Raw genomic sequence first — 15,322 nt, 5'->3', positions numbered from 1 at the left:
GGCACCGGTTCCTCAGGCCTGCCGATGCGGCATCACGATGCGCACGGCGCGACCGCCCTTCGGCGTGAACACGTCGAGATCGATCTCCGCCGGTGGCAAGAGCATGCGGCGGGTCCGTGCCGAAAGGGCCAGAACAGCCCCCAGAAGTTCGCCGACACTGCGGCGCGGTTGCAGGCGCCGCGCCATTGCGGCTACCGTCGCCCCATGGGCTACGGTGTCGTTGGTCGTCAGAGACGACTGGCCGACAAATCTGGCCAGTTCGTTGAGACTAGACGTATCGCTCATTTGGGCTACTCCACACACAGGCCACAAACGCGCATCCCTTTTACGGCTGCTGATCGTGCTTAAGACTGCATCGCCAGACAGCTCATCTTTGCTTTTTTCAGTTGGTTACACATGCCAGCCGCGTCTTCACGGCCACCGAATCCGCCGAAGCGGGCACGGAAGAAGACCTGGCCATCCTTTTCGAACCGCTGGACGAAAGCCCGGGCGCTATCGAGAGTGCTGATGCGCGAAGCCGCGTCATTGAGCAGCGAGCGGGCACCATTCTCGGTCGGCATGGCGCCGATCTGCACGATCCAGCCGCTTGCCACAGGGGCCTGCGTCAGGCTCGGGGCAGGGGTTTCGGGCACGTTGACGGGTGCCGTCAGTGCTGCCGTCTGCTGACGGCCAATGCTGCCGGAGGTCATCAGGTCGATGGGTTCACCGGATTCGCCGATACCAACGGGCGGCAGCAAGGGGGCCGACGGTTGGGTCTGGCCGAGCGGCTGGACCGTGGGTCCGAGTGAGAAGGTATCGCTGAGCCAGGCCCCGATTACGTCCAGCGGACGATCGTCTTCCGGGGCGATGGCCATGGCGCGCGTCGCTTCAAGCGCCGGCGAGGCCATCAGGTCTTCCGGGCGCTGGGTCGGCACCGGGGCGCCAACGCTGGCAACCTCGATGGCATCGGCGCGATGGGTCGCTTCGCCAGGCGTCGTATCAAAGCTGGCAGACACCGCGTTGCGACGGAAAGCGGGGTAGGGCATCGGCACAACTGGCACCGGCTCCAGCGATGCCAGCACGGTCGGGCCCTTGCGGCCAGGAACCGGGATCATGGCGACGTCGAGGTAACCGCCGCGGCGAGCCTTGGGCAGATATTTCTTCACCAGTTCGGCGACTTTGGCGTTGCGGGCACCGCTCTTGTTGAAGCCGAACCCGACCACCACGATATGCCGATTGTCCTTGCGGGCAGCCGTGAGCAAATTGAAGCCGGCGTCGTTGATGTAGCCGGTTTTGATGCCGTCGACGCCGTTCTGGCCGAGCAAGCGGTTGTGATTGCCGTAGGTGCGCTTGCCGTAGCTGAAGCTGCGGGTCTGGAAGTACTCGTAGTACTTGGGGAAATGCTGATAGACGGCGATGCCGAGCAAAGCCTGGTCGTAGGCCGTCGTGACCTGGCCTCTGTCGGGCAGGCCAGAAGCGTTCTTGTAGGTCGTATCGCGCATGCCCAGGGCACGGGCCGTGGTGGTCATGCGCTTGGCGAAGGCCGCCTCGCTGCCGGAGATGTTCTCGGCGATGACGCGCGCCATGTCGTTTGCCGACAGTGTCACAAGCGACTTGATGGCGTTTTCGACGGTGATCGTCGAACCTGCCCGTAAGCCTAGCTTGGTTGGCACGGCAGAAGCCGCATATTTGGAGACCTTGAATTTGGTGTTGAGCTTGACGTTGCCCGCTTCCAGTTCCTGGAACAGCACGTAGAGCGTCATCACCTTGGTGACGGAGGCCGGATAGCGCGTGGATCTGGCATGGCTCTCGTAGAGCACCTTGCCGGTCTTCGCATCGACGACGATGCCGGCATATTTACGCAGGTTGGCTGCCTCGACCGCCGACGTTCCAAAGGGAGCGAGGCTCACGATGGCGGCCATGACGATGAACAGGAGGCGCAAGACTATGCTGCGCGACTGCACGGCAAGCTGGTGGGAAAGCAACCGGTACTCCAAAACTAAACTCGAGCCACAACTCGGCTCGTACGCAAACAAGGCCCGGAAACGCGCCGCCACTTCCCCAAACAGCTGGACCCGCTCCGACATTGCGGCTCAAGCTACCGGGGGGCAGTTACGAATCCGTAAAATGCAATCTAGTTGCCGGCGAAGCCCGGCCGAACGGAGCCTGGTTGGCCACAATCAGGTTTCACGGCAATGGCACTTAACAGCCGCCGTTTTTTGCCTACATAATGATTGAACCATGCTGCTTCGAAATGATCCCCCCGAGACCCGAACCATGCGTGACGACACAGACGCCCCGCGACGTTCGACCGTGATCGACAGCCGACTGCAGGCCGATCCGAAAGACCCAAAAAAGTCGGATTCCGGGGACGTAAATGACGATGGCGGCAAAGGTGATACGGCGACGATCTCCAAGCCAGAGACGCGAACCAAGCGTCCGAGCCTTTATCGAGTCCTGCTGCTCAACGACGATTACACCCCGATGGAATTCGTCGTTCTCGTGCTGCAGGAGGTGTTCAACAAAACGCGAGAGGACGCGATGGTGATCATGCTTCACGTCCATAATCAGGGGGTAGGCGAATGCGGCGTCTATCCATTCGAGGTGGCCGAAACCAAGGTCACCCGCGTCATGGATGCCGCCCGCAAGAACCAACATCCGCTGCAATGCGTGATGGAAAAGCAATAGGACCTTTGACATGCCATCTTTTTCGCGCGGACTTGAAAAGGCTCTCCATCAGGCGATGAATCTTGCCCGTGAGCGGGCTCATGAATTCGCCACGCTGGAGCACCTGTTGCTCGCCCTTACCGATGACCGCGATACGATTGCGGTGCTGACCGGTTGTGACGTGGAGATCGAGGCGCTGAAAAGCGATCTCGAGGATTTCATCAACGAGGAACTCGACAGCCTCGTCGTGCCGAACGGGCAGGATGCTCGCCCCACCGCGGCCTTCCAGCGGGTGATCCAGCGCGCCGTGATCCATGTGCAGTCGTCCGGCAAGGAAGAAGTGACGGGGGCCAATGTGCTCGTCGCGATCTTTGCCGAGCGCGAAAGCCATGCGGCCTATTTCCTCGAGCAGCAGGACATGACGCGGCTCGACGCGGTCAATTTCATCTCGCACGGCATCACCAAGTCCGGCCAGGGCGAGGACCGCCGGGTGCGCGGCGCCGAGAATCCCGGTCCAGGCGGCCCGGGTGAGGACGGCGAACGCGGTGGCGGTGCACAGAGTTCGGCGCTCGCCGATTTCTGTGTCGACCTCAACGAGAAGGCCAAGTCCGGCAAGATCGATCCGCTGATCGGTCGCGATGCCGAGCTGCGCCGGACCATTCAGGTTCTGTGTCGCCGCTCGAAGAACAATCCGATCTATGTCGGCGATGCGGGCGTGGGCAAGACCGCCATCGCCGAAGGGCTGGCGCGCAAGATCGTCGAGGGCGAAGTGCCCGAGGTGTTGCGTGATGCGGTGATCTATTCTCTCGACATGGGCTCATTGCTCGCTGGGACGCGCTATCGCGGTGACTTCGAGGAGCGGCTGAAGGCCGTGATGAAGGAGCTCGAGAAGCGTCCGGACGCGATCCTGTTCATCGACGAGATCCATACGGTGATCGGTGCGGGTGCGACGTCGGGCGGGGCGCTCGACGCGTCGAACCTGCTGAAGCCGGCCCTGGCTTCGGGCAATATCCGCTGCATCGGGTCGACCACCTACAAGGAGTATCGGCAGTTCTTCGAGAAGGATCGGGCTCTGGTCCGGCGCTTCCAGAAGATCGACGTCGCCGAGCCGACCATTCCTGATGCGATCGACATCGTGAAGGGTCTGCGGCCCTATTTCGAGGACTATCACAAGCTCAAGTACACCGATGACGCGCTGAAGGCGGCAGTCGAGCTCAGCGCGCGGTACATCAATGACCGCAAGCTGCCGGACAAGGCGATCGATGTGATCGACGAGACCGGCGCCAGCCAGATGCTGATGGCAGAAGGCGAGCGGAAGACGACGATCGAGGCGGAGGATATCGAGCATACGATTGCGTCAATGGCGCGGATCCCGCCGAAATCGGTGTCGAAGTCCGATACGGAGCTGCTCTCCAATCTTGAGGAGAACCTCAAGCGTGTGGTGTTCGGCCAGGATGCGGCGATCACCGCTTTGGCCTCGGCCATCAAGCTGGCGCGCGCGGGCCTGCGCGAGCCGGAAAAGCCGATCGGTTCCTATCTGTTTACCGGTCCGACCGGTGTCGGCAAGACCGAGGTGGCCAAGCAGCTCGCCGACACGCTCGGCGTCGAGCTGATGCGCTTCGACATGTCCGAATATATGGAGCGCCATACGGTCAGCCGGCTGATCGGTGCACCTCCGGGCTATGTCGGTTTCGATCAGGGCGGTCTGCTGACCGACGGCGTCGATCAGAACCCGCATTGCGTGGTGCTGCTGGACGAGATCGAGAAAGCGCATCCGGACCTGTTCAACATCCTGTTGCAGGTGATGGATCACGGCAAGCTGACGGATCACAACGGCAAGTCGGTCGACTTCCGCAATGTGATCCTGATCATGACCTCCAATGTGGGCGCCATGGAGCTGCAGAAGTCGCCTATCGGGTTCGGACGCAAGCGCGAGATCGGCGACGACGAGGAAGCGATCAACCGGATGTTCACGCCGGAGTTCCGCAACCGGCTCGATGCGATCATCTCGTTCGGTCCGCTGCCGCCGTCGACGGTGCGCCGGGTGGTCGAGAAGTTCGTGCTGCAGCTCGAGGGCCAGCTGGCGGAGCGTGGCGTGACGATCGAGTTGACGCCGGAAGCCTCCGAGTGGCTGGCGGTGCGCGGCTATGACGAGCAGATGGGCGCGCGGCCGCTGGGCCGGGTGATCCAGGAGCACGTTAAAAAGCCGCTGGCCGATCAGGTGCTGTTCGGCGAGCTGGTGAACGGCGGCTCGGTCACGGTGGCCGTGGTCGGTGTCGGGCCCGATGCCAAGCTGGAGCTGATCGCGGTGCCGCCGCGCCCGGCACGGCCAAAGGCCATCTCCGGTCCCAAGACCAAGAAGACGACCAAGAGCACGAGCAAGACGGCGGCCAAGTCTGCCGACAAGCCGGCTGAGGAAAAGAGCTGAGCCGATCAGTGGCTTAGAGTTGAGAAGGGCCGGGAGCGATCCCGGCCTTTTTCGTTTCCGACGGCGTAGGGTTTAGCTGTTGGAGCGGCGCAATGCGAAGCCTGCGAACATGAGGGCGTAGATCGCCGCGGGCAGGGCCAGCGCCCAGATGTGCCACCAGACATAGACGAGAGCGCCCATTGCGGCCCCCAGCAGCAGGGCGGCCCAGACCAGCACATGCTGCAACCAGCGCATAACGGGCACATCGCCGCGCAAGCCGCGCGCCAGATCCTGCCCGGCGGCAAAGAGCGTTCCGGTGACAAAGGTGGCACCGACCCGTACCGACCCGCGCTGCACCAGGACGGCGTTCTGGGCGCCAGCGGCAAAGGCCAGCGGCAGCATGGAGAGCTGTGGTGGAATGCCCAACACGGTGAGGGCCAGAGACAGCGTGAGCGTTGCGAGCACCAGCCCGAGTACACGCAGCGTGCCGTGCCAGTTGCCATGGCCGGCGACAAGGGTGCCGCCGAAGCTGCCGAGAAAGAACATGGCCACGAGGCCCAGCGGGAGGAGGACCACGCCGGGATCGGCGATGGCGGCGCCGAGCTGGGTCGTGTTGCCGCTCATGAAGGAGGTGTAGTAGCCGCCGAGTTCGACGAAGCCGACAGCGTCAATCATCCCGGCCGCAGCCGTAAGCGCGAGACCCAGACCGAGCAGCGGCGCTGGGGTCACGTCAGTTCAACTGGGCAGCTATGCTGCGCGCCAGCTCGGCGAGCTCGGTGTCGTCGGCCTTGCCCTGTCCATGCCGGCCAAGCTCTTCGCCCTCATAGACGGGGATGAGGTGGAAGTGCAGGTGAAATACCGACTGGCCGGCCGGGGCCTCGTTGTATTGCACGAGCCTGATGCCGTCGGGCTTGAGCGCCGCCTTCAGCGCGATGGCGAGTTTCTGGACGAGCGGCATGACCTGGGCGAGGGCGGTCGGATCGGCATCCAGAAGATTGCGTGACGGGGCCTTGGGGATCACCAGCAGGTGGCCGCGGGACTGCGGAAAAATGTCCATCATCGCGATGGCATCATCATTCTCGAAGACCTTGTGGGCGGACATTTCACCCTTGATGATCTTGTTGAAAATATTGGATGAATCGTAATCGGTCACGAGGCTTCCCCCATCAGTTCCTCGTTGTGCATGAGGTTGCCGGGATAGTCTTCCACGGTTTCCTCGACGATGTCGGCGGCGAGCCCGGTACCGTCCTCGAGCAGCAGGCGCTCGCGCAGATCCTGGGCTGCCAGTTCGAAAGAGATGTCGCTCGAAAGTTCGGTCAGCGCGTTGGCCAGAAGGTTGGCGGTGAGCTTGCGCAGGCGCACCGGTGCGGGGCCGCAGCCGAGCTCGTATACCCGGCGTCCCCAATAGGGCTGGTCGAAGAACTGCGGGACGACGAATGTTGGCTTGCCCGCGATCAGCCCCGAATGTGTCGTCCCAGCGCCACCATGATGAACGACAGCTTTCATGTGTCTGAACAGCTTGTCGTGCGGCGCCTTGTCGATGACGTAGACGTTTTCGGGCAGATCCTCGGAACGGATGCCACCCCAGCCCTTGCCGACGACGGCGCGGCCACCCCACTGGTGCAGCGCCTTGGTGACGATCTCGGTGTTGCGCTTGGCGCCAAAGGGCATTGATCCGAAGCCAAGATAGATCGGGGCGTCGCCAGCATCGAGATAGGCGCGGAAGTCAGCGTCCGGCTCCCACTCCGACTGGTCGTCGAGCTTCCAGAATCCCGTAACCGTCGTGGTGTCGGGCCAGTCGCCGGGGCGGGGTGAAATGGTGGGGGAATAGGCGTGCAGCGCCGGGATCGGCTCGCCACGCGCATTCTTGGCAAAGCCGGGCCGCTTGCGGCTGCGCAGGCCGAGCAGCTTGGCGCGCATGCGGTCGCGGGGAAAATCGTAATATGACTGGTGCGCCGCCTGCACGACGTAGCTCAGCCGGTTGAACAGCGGGTCGAGGCTGATGCGGTTGAACAGCGGGTCGGGCGGCGGGCCGTCATAGCCGAAATAGGGAAACTCGCCGGTCGGATTGATCGGCTGAAAAGCCGTCATGATCGCCGGAATATCCAGCGCCTCGGCGACGTCGACGGCGAAGTTGGTGGTCTGGTGGAAAATGATTGCGTCGGCATCCTGCACCGCACCCCAAAGGTAGCGGCAGGCATCCTTCATGATCCGCTGGCCCTCGCGCAGCAGCTTCGGCGCATAGAGCAGGGAGTTTTTCGACATGACCGTGTCGAACTGCGACTGGCGCAGGAAGGTCTGGATGTCGCTGCCCAAGGTCTGGAACTCGACGCCGTGCGACGTGATGAACTCTTCAAAGTCACTGGTGCCACACACGACCGTGGAGTGGCCCCGCTTGTTCAATGCTGTTGCAAGGGCCACGAATGGCTGCACGTCACCGCGCGTGCCGATCGTCGCGATTGCGATACGCTTACTCATGAAAAGTCCTGAGTTCCCATTTCCCGGCGTTGCGTATGGCTCAGATTTGGGTCGGTTTCGGGGCATCCGCAACAGCTGCCCCGTTCTGGCGGGCCGTTTTCGGCGCCGGCTGCAACAGGAAGCGGAAATAGTTCCAGTATGCAAGCGTCGTGACGGTGACAGGGACATAGCGGAAATTGCGCTTGATGAAAAACAGCGCGATGCGCGCTGCGGTTTTCGCCGAGATCGGCCCGCGCCCCATGCGCGAGGTGAAGGCGGACGGCACGATGTGGCGGTAGAACAGATGCGGGCTGTTGTAGTAGCCGCGGGCGTAGCGGGCGTAGGCGCGCTTGGAGGCGGCATAGTCACGCATCGAGGCCATGCCGAGATCGCCATGCAGTTCGGCCTCGGAGCCGACCGCCCAGACTTCGGGCGGGGTGAGGCGCCCGCGGCCCATCTCGCGGAAGGTGTCGATGATGGCGACAAAGCTGTTGCAGTTGGCCTCCATGCAGTCTTCGGATTTTGCGCCATGGGCCAGCAGCAGGATGTCGGCGCGCTGCAGCTTGTCGTGCATGCCGGAAATGTCGCCCGGGCCATAGTCGACGCCGAATTTCGCCGTCTCGATGGTGGCACCTTCACGCTGGAGCAGTTCGATCATGGCACTGCCGAAGGCGCCGGATGCGCCGGTCACCAGCACCCGCCGGCCAGCGATCTGGCAGCTCTTGCCCATGACGAGATCGAGGATGTTGAAGAAGGAGGAGAAATAGTTGTTCGGGTAGATGTGGTGCATCGCGTGATAGTCGGGCCCGACCCACAGCAGGTTCTGGCGCCCGTCGATGCGCTCCATGGTCATGTGATGGATATCCATGCCTTCCTGAAAGAAGGTCACGGCGAAAAAGATGGTGCGGACGACGATGACGGTCAGCACCGCCTCAAGCGGAAAGATCAGCAGGAAGGGCAGGGTGCCCAACAGGCTGGTCACGTATTCGGGGATGATGTGGAACCACACGTTCTTCCACTGGTAGGCCGGGTCGACCTTCATCTCCAGTGTCAGGAAGCGATGGTGCACCCAGTGCCAGGTGGAGAACAGCCGCAGGATGCGGAAACGTGAGCGCTTCCAGCGATGCAGCAAATAGTGCAGCACGTCGAAAAGCAGGGTCGAAACCGCGAAGATCACGAGGCACTGCAGCACGAAGGTGATCACGCTCAACGCGAGTGCGGCCAGGTCCATCGGTCTGCCTCCAAATATCAGGTGGCGGGGCGGCCCGCCGAAACAGGGCGAGCCAATCAGGACTCGCCAGACTCGCCAGTATTATGGCGAAAAGGGGTATAGCGCCGCAGCGCCTCCTGTTCACGCGACACGGCGACGCGCTCTTGCTCCAGGAAGTCCGCAACCGCGTTGCGCAGACCGGGATGGCCGACCCAGTGCACAGAGCGGGTGGTGGTGGGCGTATAGCCCCGCGCCAGCTTGTGATCGCCCTGGGCGCCGGCTTCGGCCACTTTCAGGCCATGCGCAATCGCGTAGTCAATGGCCTGATAATAACATAGCTCGAAGTGCAGGAAAGGCACGTCGCGCGAAGCGCCCCAATAGCGCCCGAACAGGCGCTCGCGACCGACGAGGCTGAGCGTGCCGGCAATCGGTTCGTCGCCATCATAGGCAAACATCAAAACGATGCGGTCGGCCATGGTCTCGGTGAGCAGCGAGAAGAACCTGCGGTTGAGATAGGGGCGGCCCCATTTGCGATTGCCGGTATCGGTGTAGAAATCGAAGAACGCGTCCCACACGGATTCCGTCAGGTCCGCACCAGTGAGCCAGCGCACTTCGATGCCGCTCGAGAGCGCCTCCCGACGCTCACGACGCGTAACCTTTCGGTGACGGGACGACATCGATTCGAGATAGTTCTCGAAGCTGGAAAAGCCCTGATTGAACCAGTGATACTGTGTGTCGTAGCGGACCAGCCAGCCGGCCTCCTCGGCCAGCTTCTGCTCCTCCTCCGGCACGAAGGTGGCGTGGACCGAGGAGATGTCATTGTCTTCGGCGATGGCGCTGATGGCCTGCAGCAGGGCCTGGCGGGTTTCGGTGTCATGGGCCAGCAGGCGCGGACCGGTGGCCGGGGTGAAGGGCACCGAGGCCTGAAACTTCGGATAATACGCACCGCCGGCACGCTGAAACGCATCGGCCCAGCCATAGTCGAAGACGTACTCGCCCTGGGAATGACTCTTGAGATAGAGCGGCATCAGACCCACCGGCATGTCCTGCGCATCGCGGAGCAGCAGGTGTTGTGGCAGCCATCCGGTCTCGCGCGAGGCCGAGCCGGATTTCTCCAACGCGTCGAAAAAGGCGTGGTCGAGGAACGGGTTGTCGGGCCGGCCGTCCTGTCCGGGGGCAAGCCCATTCCAGTCTGTCGCGGATAGGTCTGCGGCAGAGGAGAGCAGGGTGGCGCTGAACGATGTATCAGGCAATTTTCGGGACAAACCCCTCAAAGACAATCTGGTCGGCCTTGCCGACGGTGGCGAGTGCTGTGCTGGGCGAGCGTACGGTCCAGGCGGTGACCGGGATGCCGAAGCTGCGAAACAGGCGCACAGAGGTCAAGTCTAGCGCCTGATCATGGCAGGAAATGAATTCGAACCGCGTCAGCGGCCAATGCACAAGGTTTCTGAGTGCAAAACGTTGGGCGTGCGTCAGATTACGGTCCCAGTCCGGGTTTTTGTAGCCGTGGATGATGATGCCCAGCGGCGCTGTGGCTCCGCGCTTGCGCAATTCCATCAGTAGCTGCGGATCAAAGGACTCGAGGACGACCGGGCCACGGTAGCTCTTGAGGGCATCAACGACCTTTTGCGCCAGAACCTGGGTCGCCGAATGGCCATGCTGCTGCTTGAGCTCGATCTGCAGCAGGATGCGCCCGTCGATCTGGGCCAGGAATTCGGTGAACAGTTGCGGCCGGTCGCCGGCGGCGCTGTCGCGCAATTGCAGCGCCGTGAGTTCGGCTGCGGTGCGCCCCGAAACCGGACCGGTTTCGGTGGTAAGTCGATCAAGGACGTCGTCGTGAAAGACGAATGGGATGCCATCGCGGCTCAGCTGCACGTCGCATTCGATCGGGAAGCCGCCTGCAATGGCGGCCTCGAAAGCCGAAGCGCTGTTTTCGATGATGCCGCGGGCCCGGTCGTGCAGACCGCGATGGGCGATGGGCGTATCGAAGGTGAGTTTTGCAGCCATGGTTGCACCGTCATATGGAAGTGGGGTGCCGCCGCTACCAGCCCCCCATGACAGTATCGCGAACGGCCTGCCGCGCGGCGAAGGGCGCCCGGATCAGTCGAGCGCTTCGACGATGCCCTCGATCTCGACGGCAGCGCCGAGCGGCAGGGCAGCCATGCCGATGGCCGAGCGCGAATGCTTGCCGTTGTCACCGAGCACCGCAACGATGAGGTCGGAGGCGCCATTGGCGACGAGATGATGCTCGGCGAAATCGGCGGTCGAATTGACGAAAATGGTGAGCTTGAGGATGCGGACCTTTTCGAGGTCGAGACCGGCCGAATGGGCGATCTGGCTCAGGAAGTTGACGGCCGCCAGCTCGGCGGCGTTGGCGCCCTGCACGACATTCATCGTGTCGCCCAGCTTGCCGACGCTGACGCCCGCGTCACTGCTGGAAATCTGACCGGAAATGTAGATCACATTGCCGGTGCGGGCGACCGGGATGTAGGTGGCCACAGGCGCCTTGGGGGAGGGAAGTTCGTAGCCGTATTCCCGGAGCTTTTCGATTGGCGTGGTCATGGTCAGGTCTCTTCAGGTTTGTCCTTTTTCCGGGCCCGGCGTTCCCGCACCCGGTCGTAAAGCTTGCCGCGGATCACCGCGTCTTCGCCGAAGCGCTGCCGGACCTTGTCCATCGCCCGTTCGGCGGCGGCGCGCCGGGCAATGGCCGGCTCGATCAAATCGACCGGATCGGAACCGTCGGCCTGTGACAGACCCGAAACCCCGATTCCAATCAAGCGGAACGCCGTCCCGTCGATTTCGCGGGCCAGCAGCTGGTGTCCGTTCTCATACAGCATGTTCGCGAGTTGCGTAGGGATCATCAGGTGCCGCGCGCGGGTGCGCAAGCGGAAATCCGCCGTCTTGAGCTTCAGCGTCACCGTGTCCCCGACCAATTGCTTGGCCTTGAGGCGCGCCGAGAGCTTTTCGCTGAGCGCCAGGAGCTCGGTGCTCAGCGATTCGAAATCGCGCATGTCGGCGTTGAAGGTGGTTTCGGACGAGATGGACTTCATCTCGCCATCGATGTTGACGACGCGGGCATCCTCGCCGCGCGACAGGCGGGAGAGCCGCAGGCCGGTCTCGCCGTAGCGTCGTGCCAGGTCCTCCGGGCGGGCCTGTTGCAACTGGCCGATGGTCTGATAGCCGTCGCGCTGCAGGCTGTTAGCCAGCACCTTGCCGACACCGAAGATCATGGTGACGGGCTGACGGGCGAGAAAGCTCACGGCTTCTTCGCGGCCGAGAACGGCAAAGCCGCGCGGCTTGTCGAGATCCGAGGCGATTTTCGCGAGGAACTTGTTGTGGCTCAGCCCGACCGAGATGGTGACGCCGACCTCGGCTTCGACGCGGCGGGCGAAGCGGGCGAGGACCGCCGCCGGCGGGGCACGATGCAGTGCCTCCGTGCCGCCGAGATCGAGAAAGGCCTCGTCGATCGACAGCGGTTCGACGAGCGGCGTCAGCTCGTCCATGAAACTGCGGATGGTGCGGCTGGCGGCGACATATTTGGCCATGTCCGGCCGGATCACCACGGCATTGGGGCACAGCTTGTTGGCCTGGAACATGGGCATGGCCGAGCGGATGCCATACTGGCGGGCGATGTAGCAGCAGGTCGAAACGACGCCGCGCGTGCCGCCGCCGATGATCAGCGGTTTGTCGGCGAGCGCCGGATTGTCACGCTTTTCAATCGAGGCGTAAAAGGCATCGCAATCGACATGCGCGATCGACAGCGCCGTCAGCTCATCATGTGCGATGAGGCGCGGCGAGCCGCAATTCGGGCAGCGGGCCAGGCTGGTCTCGTCGAACAGGCCGATGCAGTCGCGGCACAATGCGGCCATGGCAGGCTCAGCCGGACGGGTTGATGCGGGCCCATACGCGCATGAAATCCTCGGGCCGGATGCCGGTATTGGCGCATAGCGCCAGTAGCAGCGCCTCGTTGGTGGCGAAATAGTCGATCAGACCGTGATTCAGCCCGTCGCTGCCGAGGCCCGCCCGCAGCGTGTCCGGCGAAAAACCGGTGATCGACATGAACTCTGCGAGCTGGCTGGGCTGCTCCGCGAGATGGTGCAGGCAGAGCTGGCCGAGCGAGTCGGGCGTGAGCGTTTCAGAGCTTGGCAAATCGGGTCCGTTAGGCGTGTTTTGCAGGGAGCATTGATGTTACCCCAGAGTTCGGGCAGAAGACGAGAGTTGCACGCTCCCCGAATTCGCGGAATCGCTGTCGTATGCCCAAGACCGTCATGATCGTCGAGGACAATGAGCTCAATATGAAGCTCTTCAACGATCTGCTGGAATCGCGCGGCTACTCCATTATCCAGACCCGCAACGGCATGGAAGCGCTGGGGCTGGCGCGGGCGCATCATCCCGATCTGATTCTCATGGATATCCAGCTGCCCGAAGTGTCCGGGCTGGTAGTGACCAAGTGGCTCAAGGAAGATGACGAGCTGGCTTCGATCCCCGTCATCGCCGTCACCGCTTTCGCCATGAAAGGCGATGAAGAGCGGATCCTGCAGGGCGGCTGCGAGGGCTATATCTCCAAGCCGATCTCGGTGCCTCACTTTTTGGAAACCATTGCCCATTACATTGGGCCTGCGAACTAGCTGGTATCGTGCCAGTTTGTCTTCAGACGTTTCTGAATTTGTTTTGAGGCATCGGACCAGTGACGGCACGCGTGCTGATTGTCGACGACATTCCCACGAACGTGCGGCTGCTCGAGGCGCGCCTGAGTGCCGAATATTACGAAGTCCTGACCGCAAGCTCCGGTAGAGAAGCGATCGAGATCTGCCAGGCGGGCAAGGTCGACATCGTGCTGCTGGACGTGATGATGCCGCAGATGGATGGCTTCGAAGTGTGCCAGCGGCTAAAGGCCGACCGGCAGACCCATCACATCCCTGTCCTGATGGTGACGGCGCTCGACCAGCCGTCCGACAAGCTGCGCGGGCTCGAAGTCGGGGCCGATGATTTCCTGACCAAGCCTGTCGACGACGTGCAGTTGATGGCGCGCGTGCGCAGCCTGGTGCGTCTGAAGACGCTGACCGATGAGCTGCGGTCGCGCGCGCAGACCGGGCAGGCGATCGCCATCGAGGATACCTGGCAAGCTGCGGCGAGCATTTCGACGGATGGCGGCCGTGTGCTGCTGGTTGACGATGACGCGCGCAATGCCCAGCGGATCGCCGGCTATCTGGGCGAAACGGCACAAGTCGACGTGCTCAGCCATCCGCAGGATGCCGCGCTGGCGGTGAGCGGTGGCGAGTATGAACTGGTCCTCGTCTCGATGGGACTGAACGATATCGACCCGCTGCGGGTCTGTTCGCAGATGCGAACGGCCGAGCAGTCGCGCAGCCTGCCGATCATCCTGATTGCCGAGGAGTCCGACCGGCCACGGGTGTTGCGTGGGCTGGAGCTGGGGGTGAATGACTTCATCACCCGCCCGGTGGAGCGCAACGAACTGCAGGCCCGGGTGCGCACGCAGCTGCGCCGGCAGCGCTATGCGGTGGCGCTGCGCGAGAGCGTAAGCAATACGCTGGCGCTCGCCGTGACCGACGAGCTGACGGGGCTGTACAACCGGCGCTATTTCGAACGGCATCTGGGGCTGATGCTCGCCAAGTCGCAGGACCAGGAGCGCGAGATGGCGCTGATGCTGGTCGACATGGATTACTTCAAGACCGTCAACGACACGCATGGCCATGATGTCGGTGACCGGGTGCTGCGGGAGTTCTCTGACCGGCTGCGGCGCAATATCCGCGGCATCGATCTCGCCTGCCGCTATGGCGGGGAAGAGTTCGTGGTGCTTATGCCGGATACGGAAGCGTCGCCGGCGCGGCTGGTGGCGGAACGGGTGCGGGCCGCGGTGGCCGACCGGCCGTTTTCGGGCAGCAACGGGGCGGACATGAACCTGACCGTTTCGGTCGGGCTGGCGCTCAACGATGTGGCGGTCGATACGCCCGACACCATGCTGAAGCGCGCCGATGTGGCGCTTTACCAGGCCAAGCGCAATGGCCGGAACCAGGTGGTTGCGGCAATGGACCACGCGCTTACGGCCAACCAACAGGCCAATTAAGGTTACCAGTTAGTTACGATTCAGCGTTCGGCTTTGTTGCCGCGCGAGGATTGGCTAGTGTCATTTCAACACGAAGCGCCGGAACGAAAGCCGGTGTCGTGCAGCCCAAGCCCTGCGGTTTTTCTCAGGTCCGCCGCAACTCCTGGGTCCGTAGGGCGGCTGACCTGCGAACGGTGTCGAGTGGCCTCTTCAGTCCGTTCCAGGTCAGCCACACTAACACGCCCGCTCCTTTGCAAAAGGGGCGGGCGTTTCATTTACGCATTCGTACAAAGAAAAACCCCGCGCAGAGCGCGGGGCTGTGGATAACCTCGTGAAAAACGAGGATTACTTGATCTTGGCTTCCTTGAACTCGACGTGCTTGCGCACGACCGGATCGTACTTCTTGAAGCTGAGCTTCTCGGTCTGCGTCCGGGAGTTCTTCTTGGTCACATAGTAAAAGCCGGTGTCGGCGGTCGACACGAGCTTGATCTTGAGCGAGATGGCTTTGGCCATGGGTCACGTTCCTTGAAACAGT

General features: G+C 62.7%; 16 protein-coding genes. 4 read left to right on the top strand and 12 right to left on the bottom strand.

Going from position 1 to position 15,322, the window contains the following annotated elements; all coding sequences use genetic code 11:
- Positions 1 to 12 precede the first annotated feature (12 nt).
- Together ACN0TK_RS05890 and ACN0TK_RS05885 are read right to left on the bottom strand one after the other, a co-directional pair.
- Positions 13 to 285, bottom strand: coding sequence for a hypothetical protein (locus ACN0TK_RS05890; protein WP_417308535.1), 273 nt, complete (start codon positions 283 to 285; stop codon positions 13 to 15).
- A gap of 59 nt (positions 286 to 344) precedes the next feature.
- Positions 345 to 1,964, bottom strand: a complete 1,620-nt coding sequence (locus tag ACN0TK_RS05885; RefSeq protein ID WP_417308534.1) for a serine hydrolase — start codon at positions 1,962 to 1,964, stop codon at positions 345 to 347.
- Positions 1,965 to 2,256: 292 nt separating this feature from the next.
- On the opposite strand from ACN0TK_RS05885, the gene clpS reads away from it, so the two are divergent.
- Together clpS and clpA are read left to right on the top strand one after the other, a co-directional pair.
- Positions 2,257 to 2,667, top strand: coding sequence for an ATP-dependent Clp protease adapter ClpS (clpS, locus tag ACN0TK_RS05880; protein WP_417308533.1), 411 nt, complete (start codon positions 2,257 to 2,259; stop codon positions 2,665 to 2,667).
- A gap of 10 nt (positions 2,668 to 2,677) precedes the next feature.
- On the top strand, positions 2,678 to 5,074 hold the full coding sequence (gene clpA / locus ACN0TK_RS05875) for an ATP-dependent Clp protease ATP-binding subunit ClpA (protein ID WP_417308532.1): 2,397 nt from the start codon (positions 2,678 to 2,680) through the stop codon (positions 5,072 to 5,074).
- 72 nt (positions 5,075 to 5,146) lie between these two features.
- Here clpA and ACN0TK_RS05870 read toward each other — a convergent pair whose 3' ends face one another.
- From ACN0TK_RS05870 to ACN0TK_RS05830, 9 genes are all read right to left on the bottom strand, one after another.
- Positions 5,147 to 5,782, bottom strand: a complete 636-nt coding sequence (locus ACN0TK_RS05870) for a YoaK family protein (RefSeq protein ID WP_417308531.1) — start codon at positions 5,780 to 5,782, stop codon at positions 5,147 to 5,149.
- Between the two features lies 1 nt (position 5,783).
- Positions 5,784 to 6,206 (bottom strand): HIT family protein, encoded by a 423-nt coding sequence (locus tag ACN0TK_RS05865; RefSeq protein WP_417308530.1) that lies wholly within the window; start codon positions 6,204 to 6,206, stop codon positions 5,784 to 5,786.
- On the bottom strand, positions 6,203 to 7,531 hold the full coding sequence (locus ACN0TK_RS05860) for a glycosyltransferase (protein WP_417308529.1): 1,329 nt from the start codon (positions 7,529 to 7,531) through the stop codon (positions 6,203 to 6,205). The genes ACN0TK_RS05865 and ACN0TK_RS05860 overlap by 4 nt, the downstream gene beginning before the upstream one ends.
- Before the next feature lie 40 nt (positions 7,532 to 7,571).
- Complete coding sequence (locus ACN0TK_RS05855) at positions 7,572 to 8,741, bottom strand: sterol desaturase family protein (protein WP_417308528.1); 1,170 nt, start codon at positions 8,739 to 8,741, stop codon at positions 7,572 to 7,574.
- A gap of 56 nt (positions 8,742 to 8,797) precedes the next feature.
- Complete coding sequence (locus ACN0TK_RS05850) at positions 8,798 to 9,973, bottom strand: GNAT family N-acetyltransferase (protein WP_417308527.1); 1,176 nt, start codon at positions 9,971 to 9,973, stop codon at positions 8,798 to 8,800.
- A complete protein-coding gene (locus ACN0TK_RS05845; protein ID WP_417308526.1) occupies positions 9,966 to 10,727 on the bottom strand; it encodes a glycerophosphodiester phosphodiesterase family protein in 762 nt (253 codons plus the stop codon). Before ACN0TK_RS05845 ends, ACN0TK_RS05850 begins: the two co-directional genes overlap by 8 nt.
- A 93-nt stretch (positions 10,728 to 10,820) precedes the next feature.
- On the bottom strand, positions 10,821 to 11,282 hold the full coding sequence (locus tag ACN0TK_RS05840) for a RidA family protein (RefSeq protein WP_417308525.1): 462 nt from the start codon (positions 11,280 to 11,282) through the stop codon (positions 10,821 to 10,823).
- A 2-nt stretch (positions 11,283 to 11,284) separates the two neighbouring features.
- Positions 11,285 to 12,589 (bottom strand): DNA polymerase IV, encoded by a 1,305-nt coding sequence (locus ACN0TK_RS05835; protein ID WP_417308524.1) that lies wholly within the window; start codon positions 12,587 to 12,589, stop codon positions 11,285 to 11,287.
- A 7-nt stretch (positions 12,590 to 12,596) separates the two neighbouring features.
- Positions 12,597 to 12,869 carry a DUF3572 family protein gene (locus tag ACN0TK_RS05830; protein WP_417308523.1) on the bottom strand — a complete coding sequence of 91 codons (273 nt, stop codon included), beginning with the start codon at positions 12,867 to 12,869 and terminating at the stop codon, positions 12,597 to 12,599.
- Positions 12,870 to 12,973: 104 nt separating this feature from the next.
- Here ACN0TK_RS05830 and ACN0TK_RS05825 point away from each other — a divergent pair, with 104 nt between their 5' ends.
- The gene (locus ACN0TK_RS05825) at positions 12,974 to 13,348 is read left to right on the top strand and encodes a response regulator (RefSeq protein ID WP_417308522.1); all 375 of its coding nucleotides are present in this window, start codon (positions 12,974 to 12,976) and stop codon (positions 13,346 to 13,348) included.
- Between the two features lie 59 nt (positions 13,349 to 13,407).
- Complete coding sequence (locus tag ACN0TK_RS05820) at positions 13,408 to 14,808, top strand: PleD family two-component system response regulator (RefSeq protein WP_417308521.1); 1,401 nt, start codon at positions 13,408 to 13,410, stop codon at positions 14,806 to 14,808.
- Positions 14,809 to 15,132: 324 nt separating this feature from the next.
- Here ACN0TK_RS05820 and rpmG read toward each other — a convergent pair whose 3' ends face one another.
- A complete protein-coding gene (gene rpmG, locus ACN0TK_RS05815; protein ID WP_417308520.1) occupies positions 15,133 to 15,300 on the bottom strand; it encodes a 50S ribosomal protein L33 in 168 nt (55 codons plus the stop codon).
- Positions 15,301 to 15,322: the final 22 nt, after the last annotated feature.

Source organism: Devosia sp. (assembly GCF_048261455.1).
Taxonomy (GTDB): Bacteria; Pseudomonadota; Alphaproteobacteria; order Rhizobiales; family Devosiaceae; genus Devosia_A.
The sequence above is the reverse complement of the archived record's forward strand: the minus strand, read 5'-3'. Positions and strand labels throughout refer to the sequence as shown.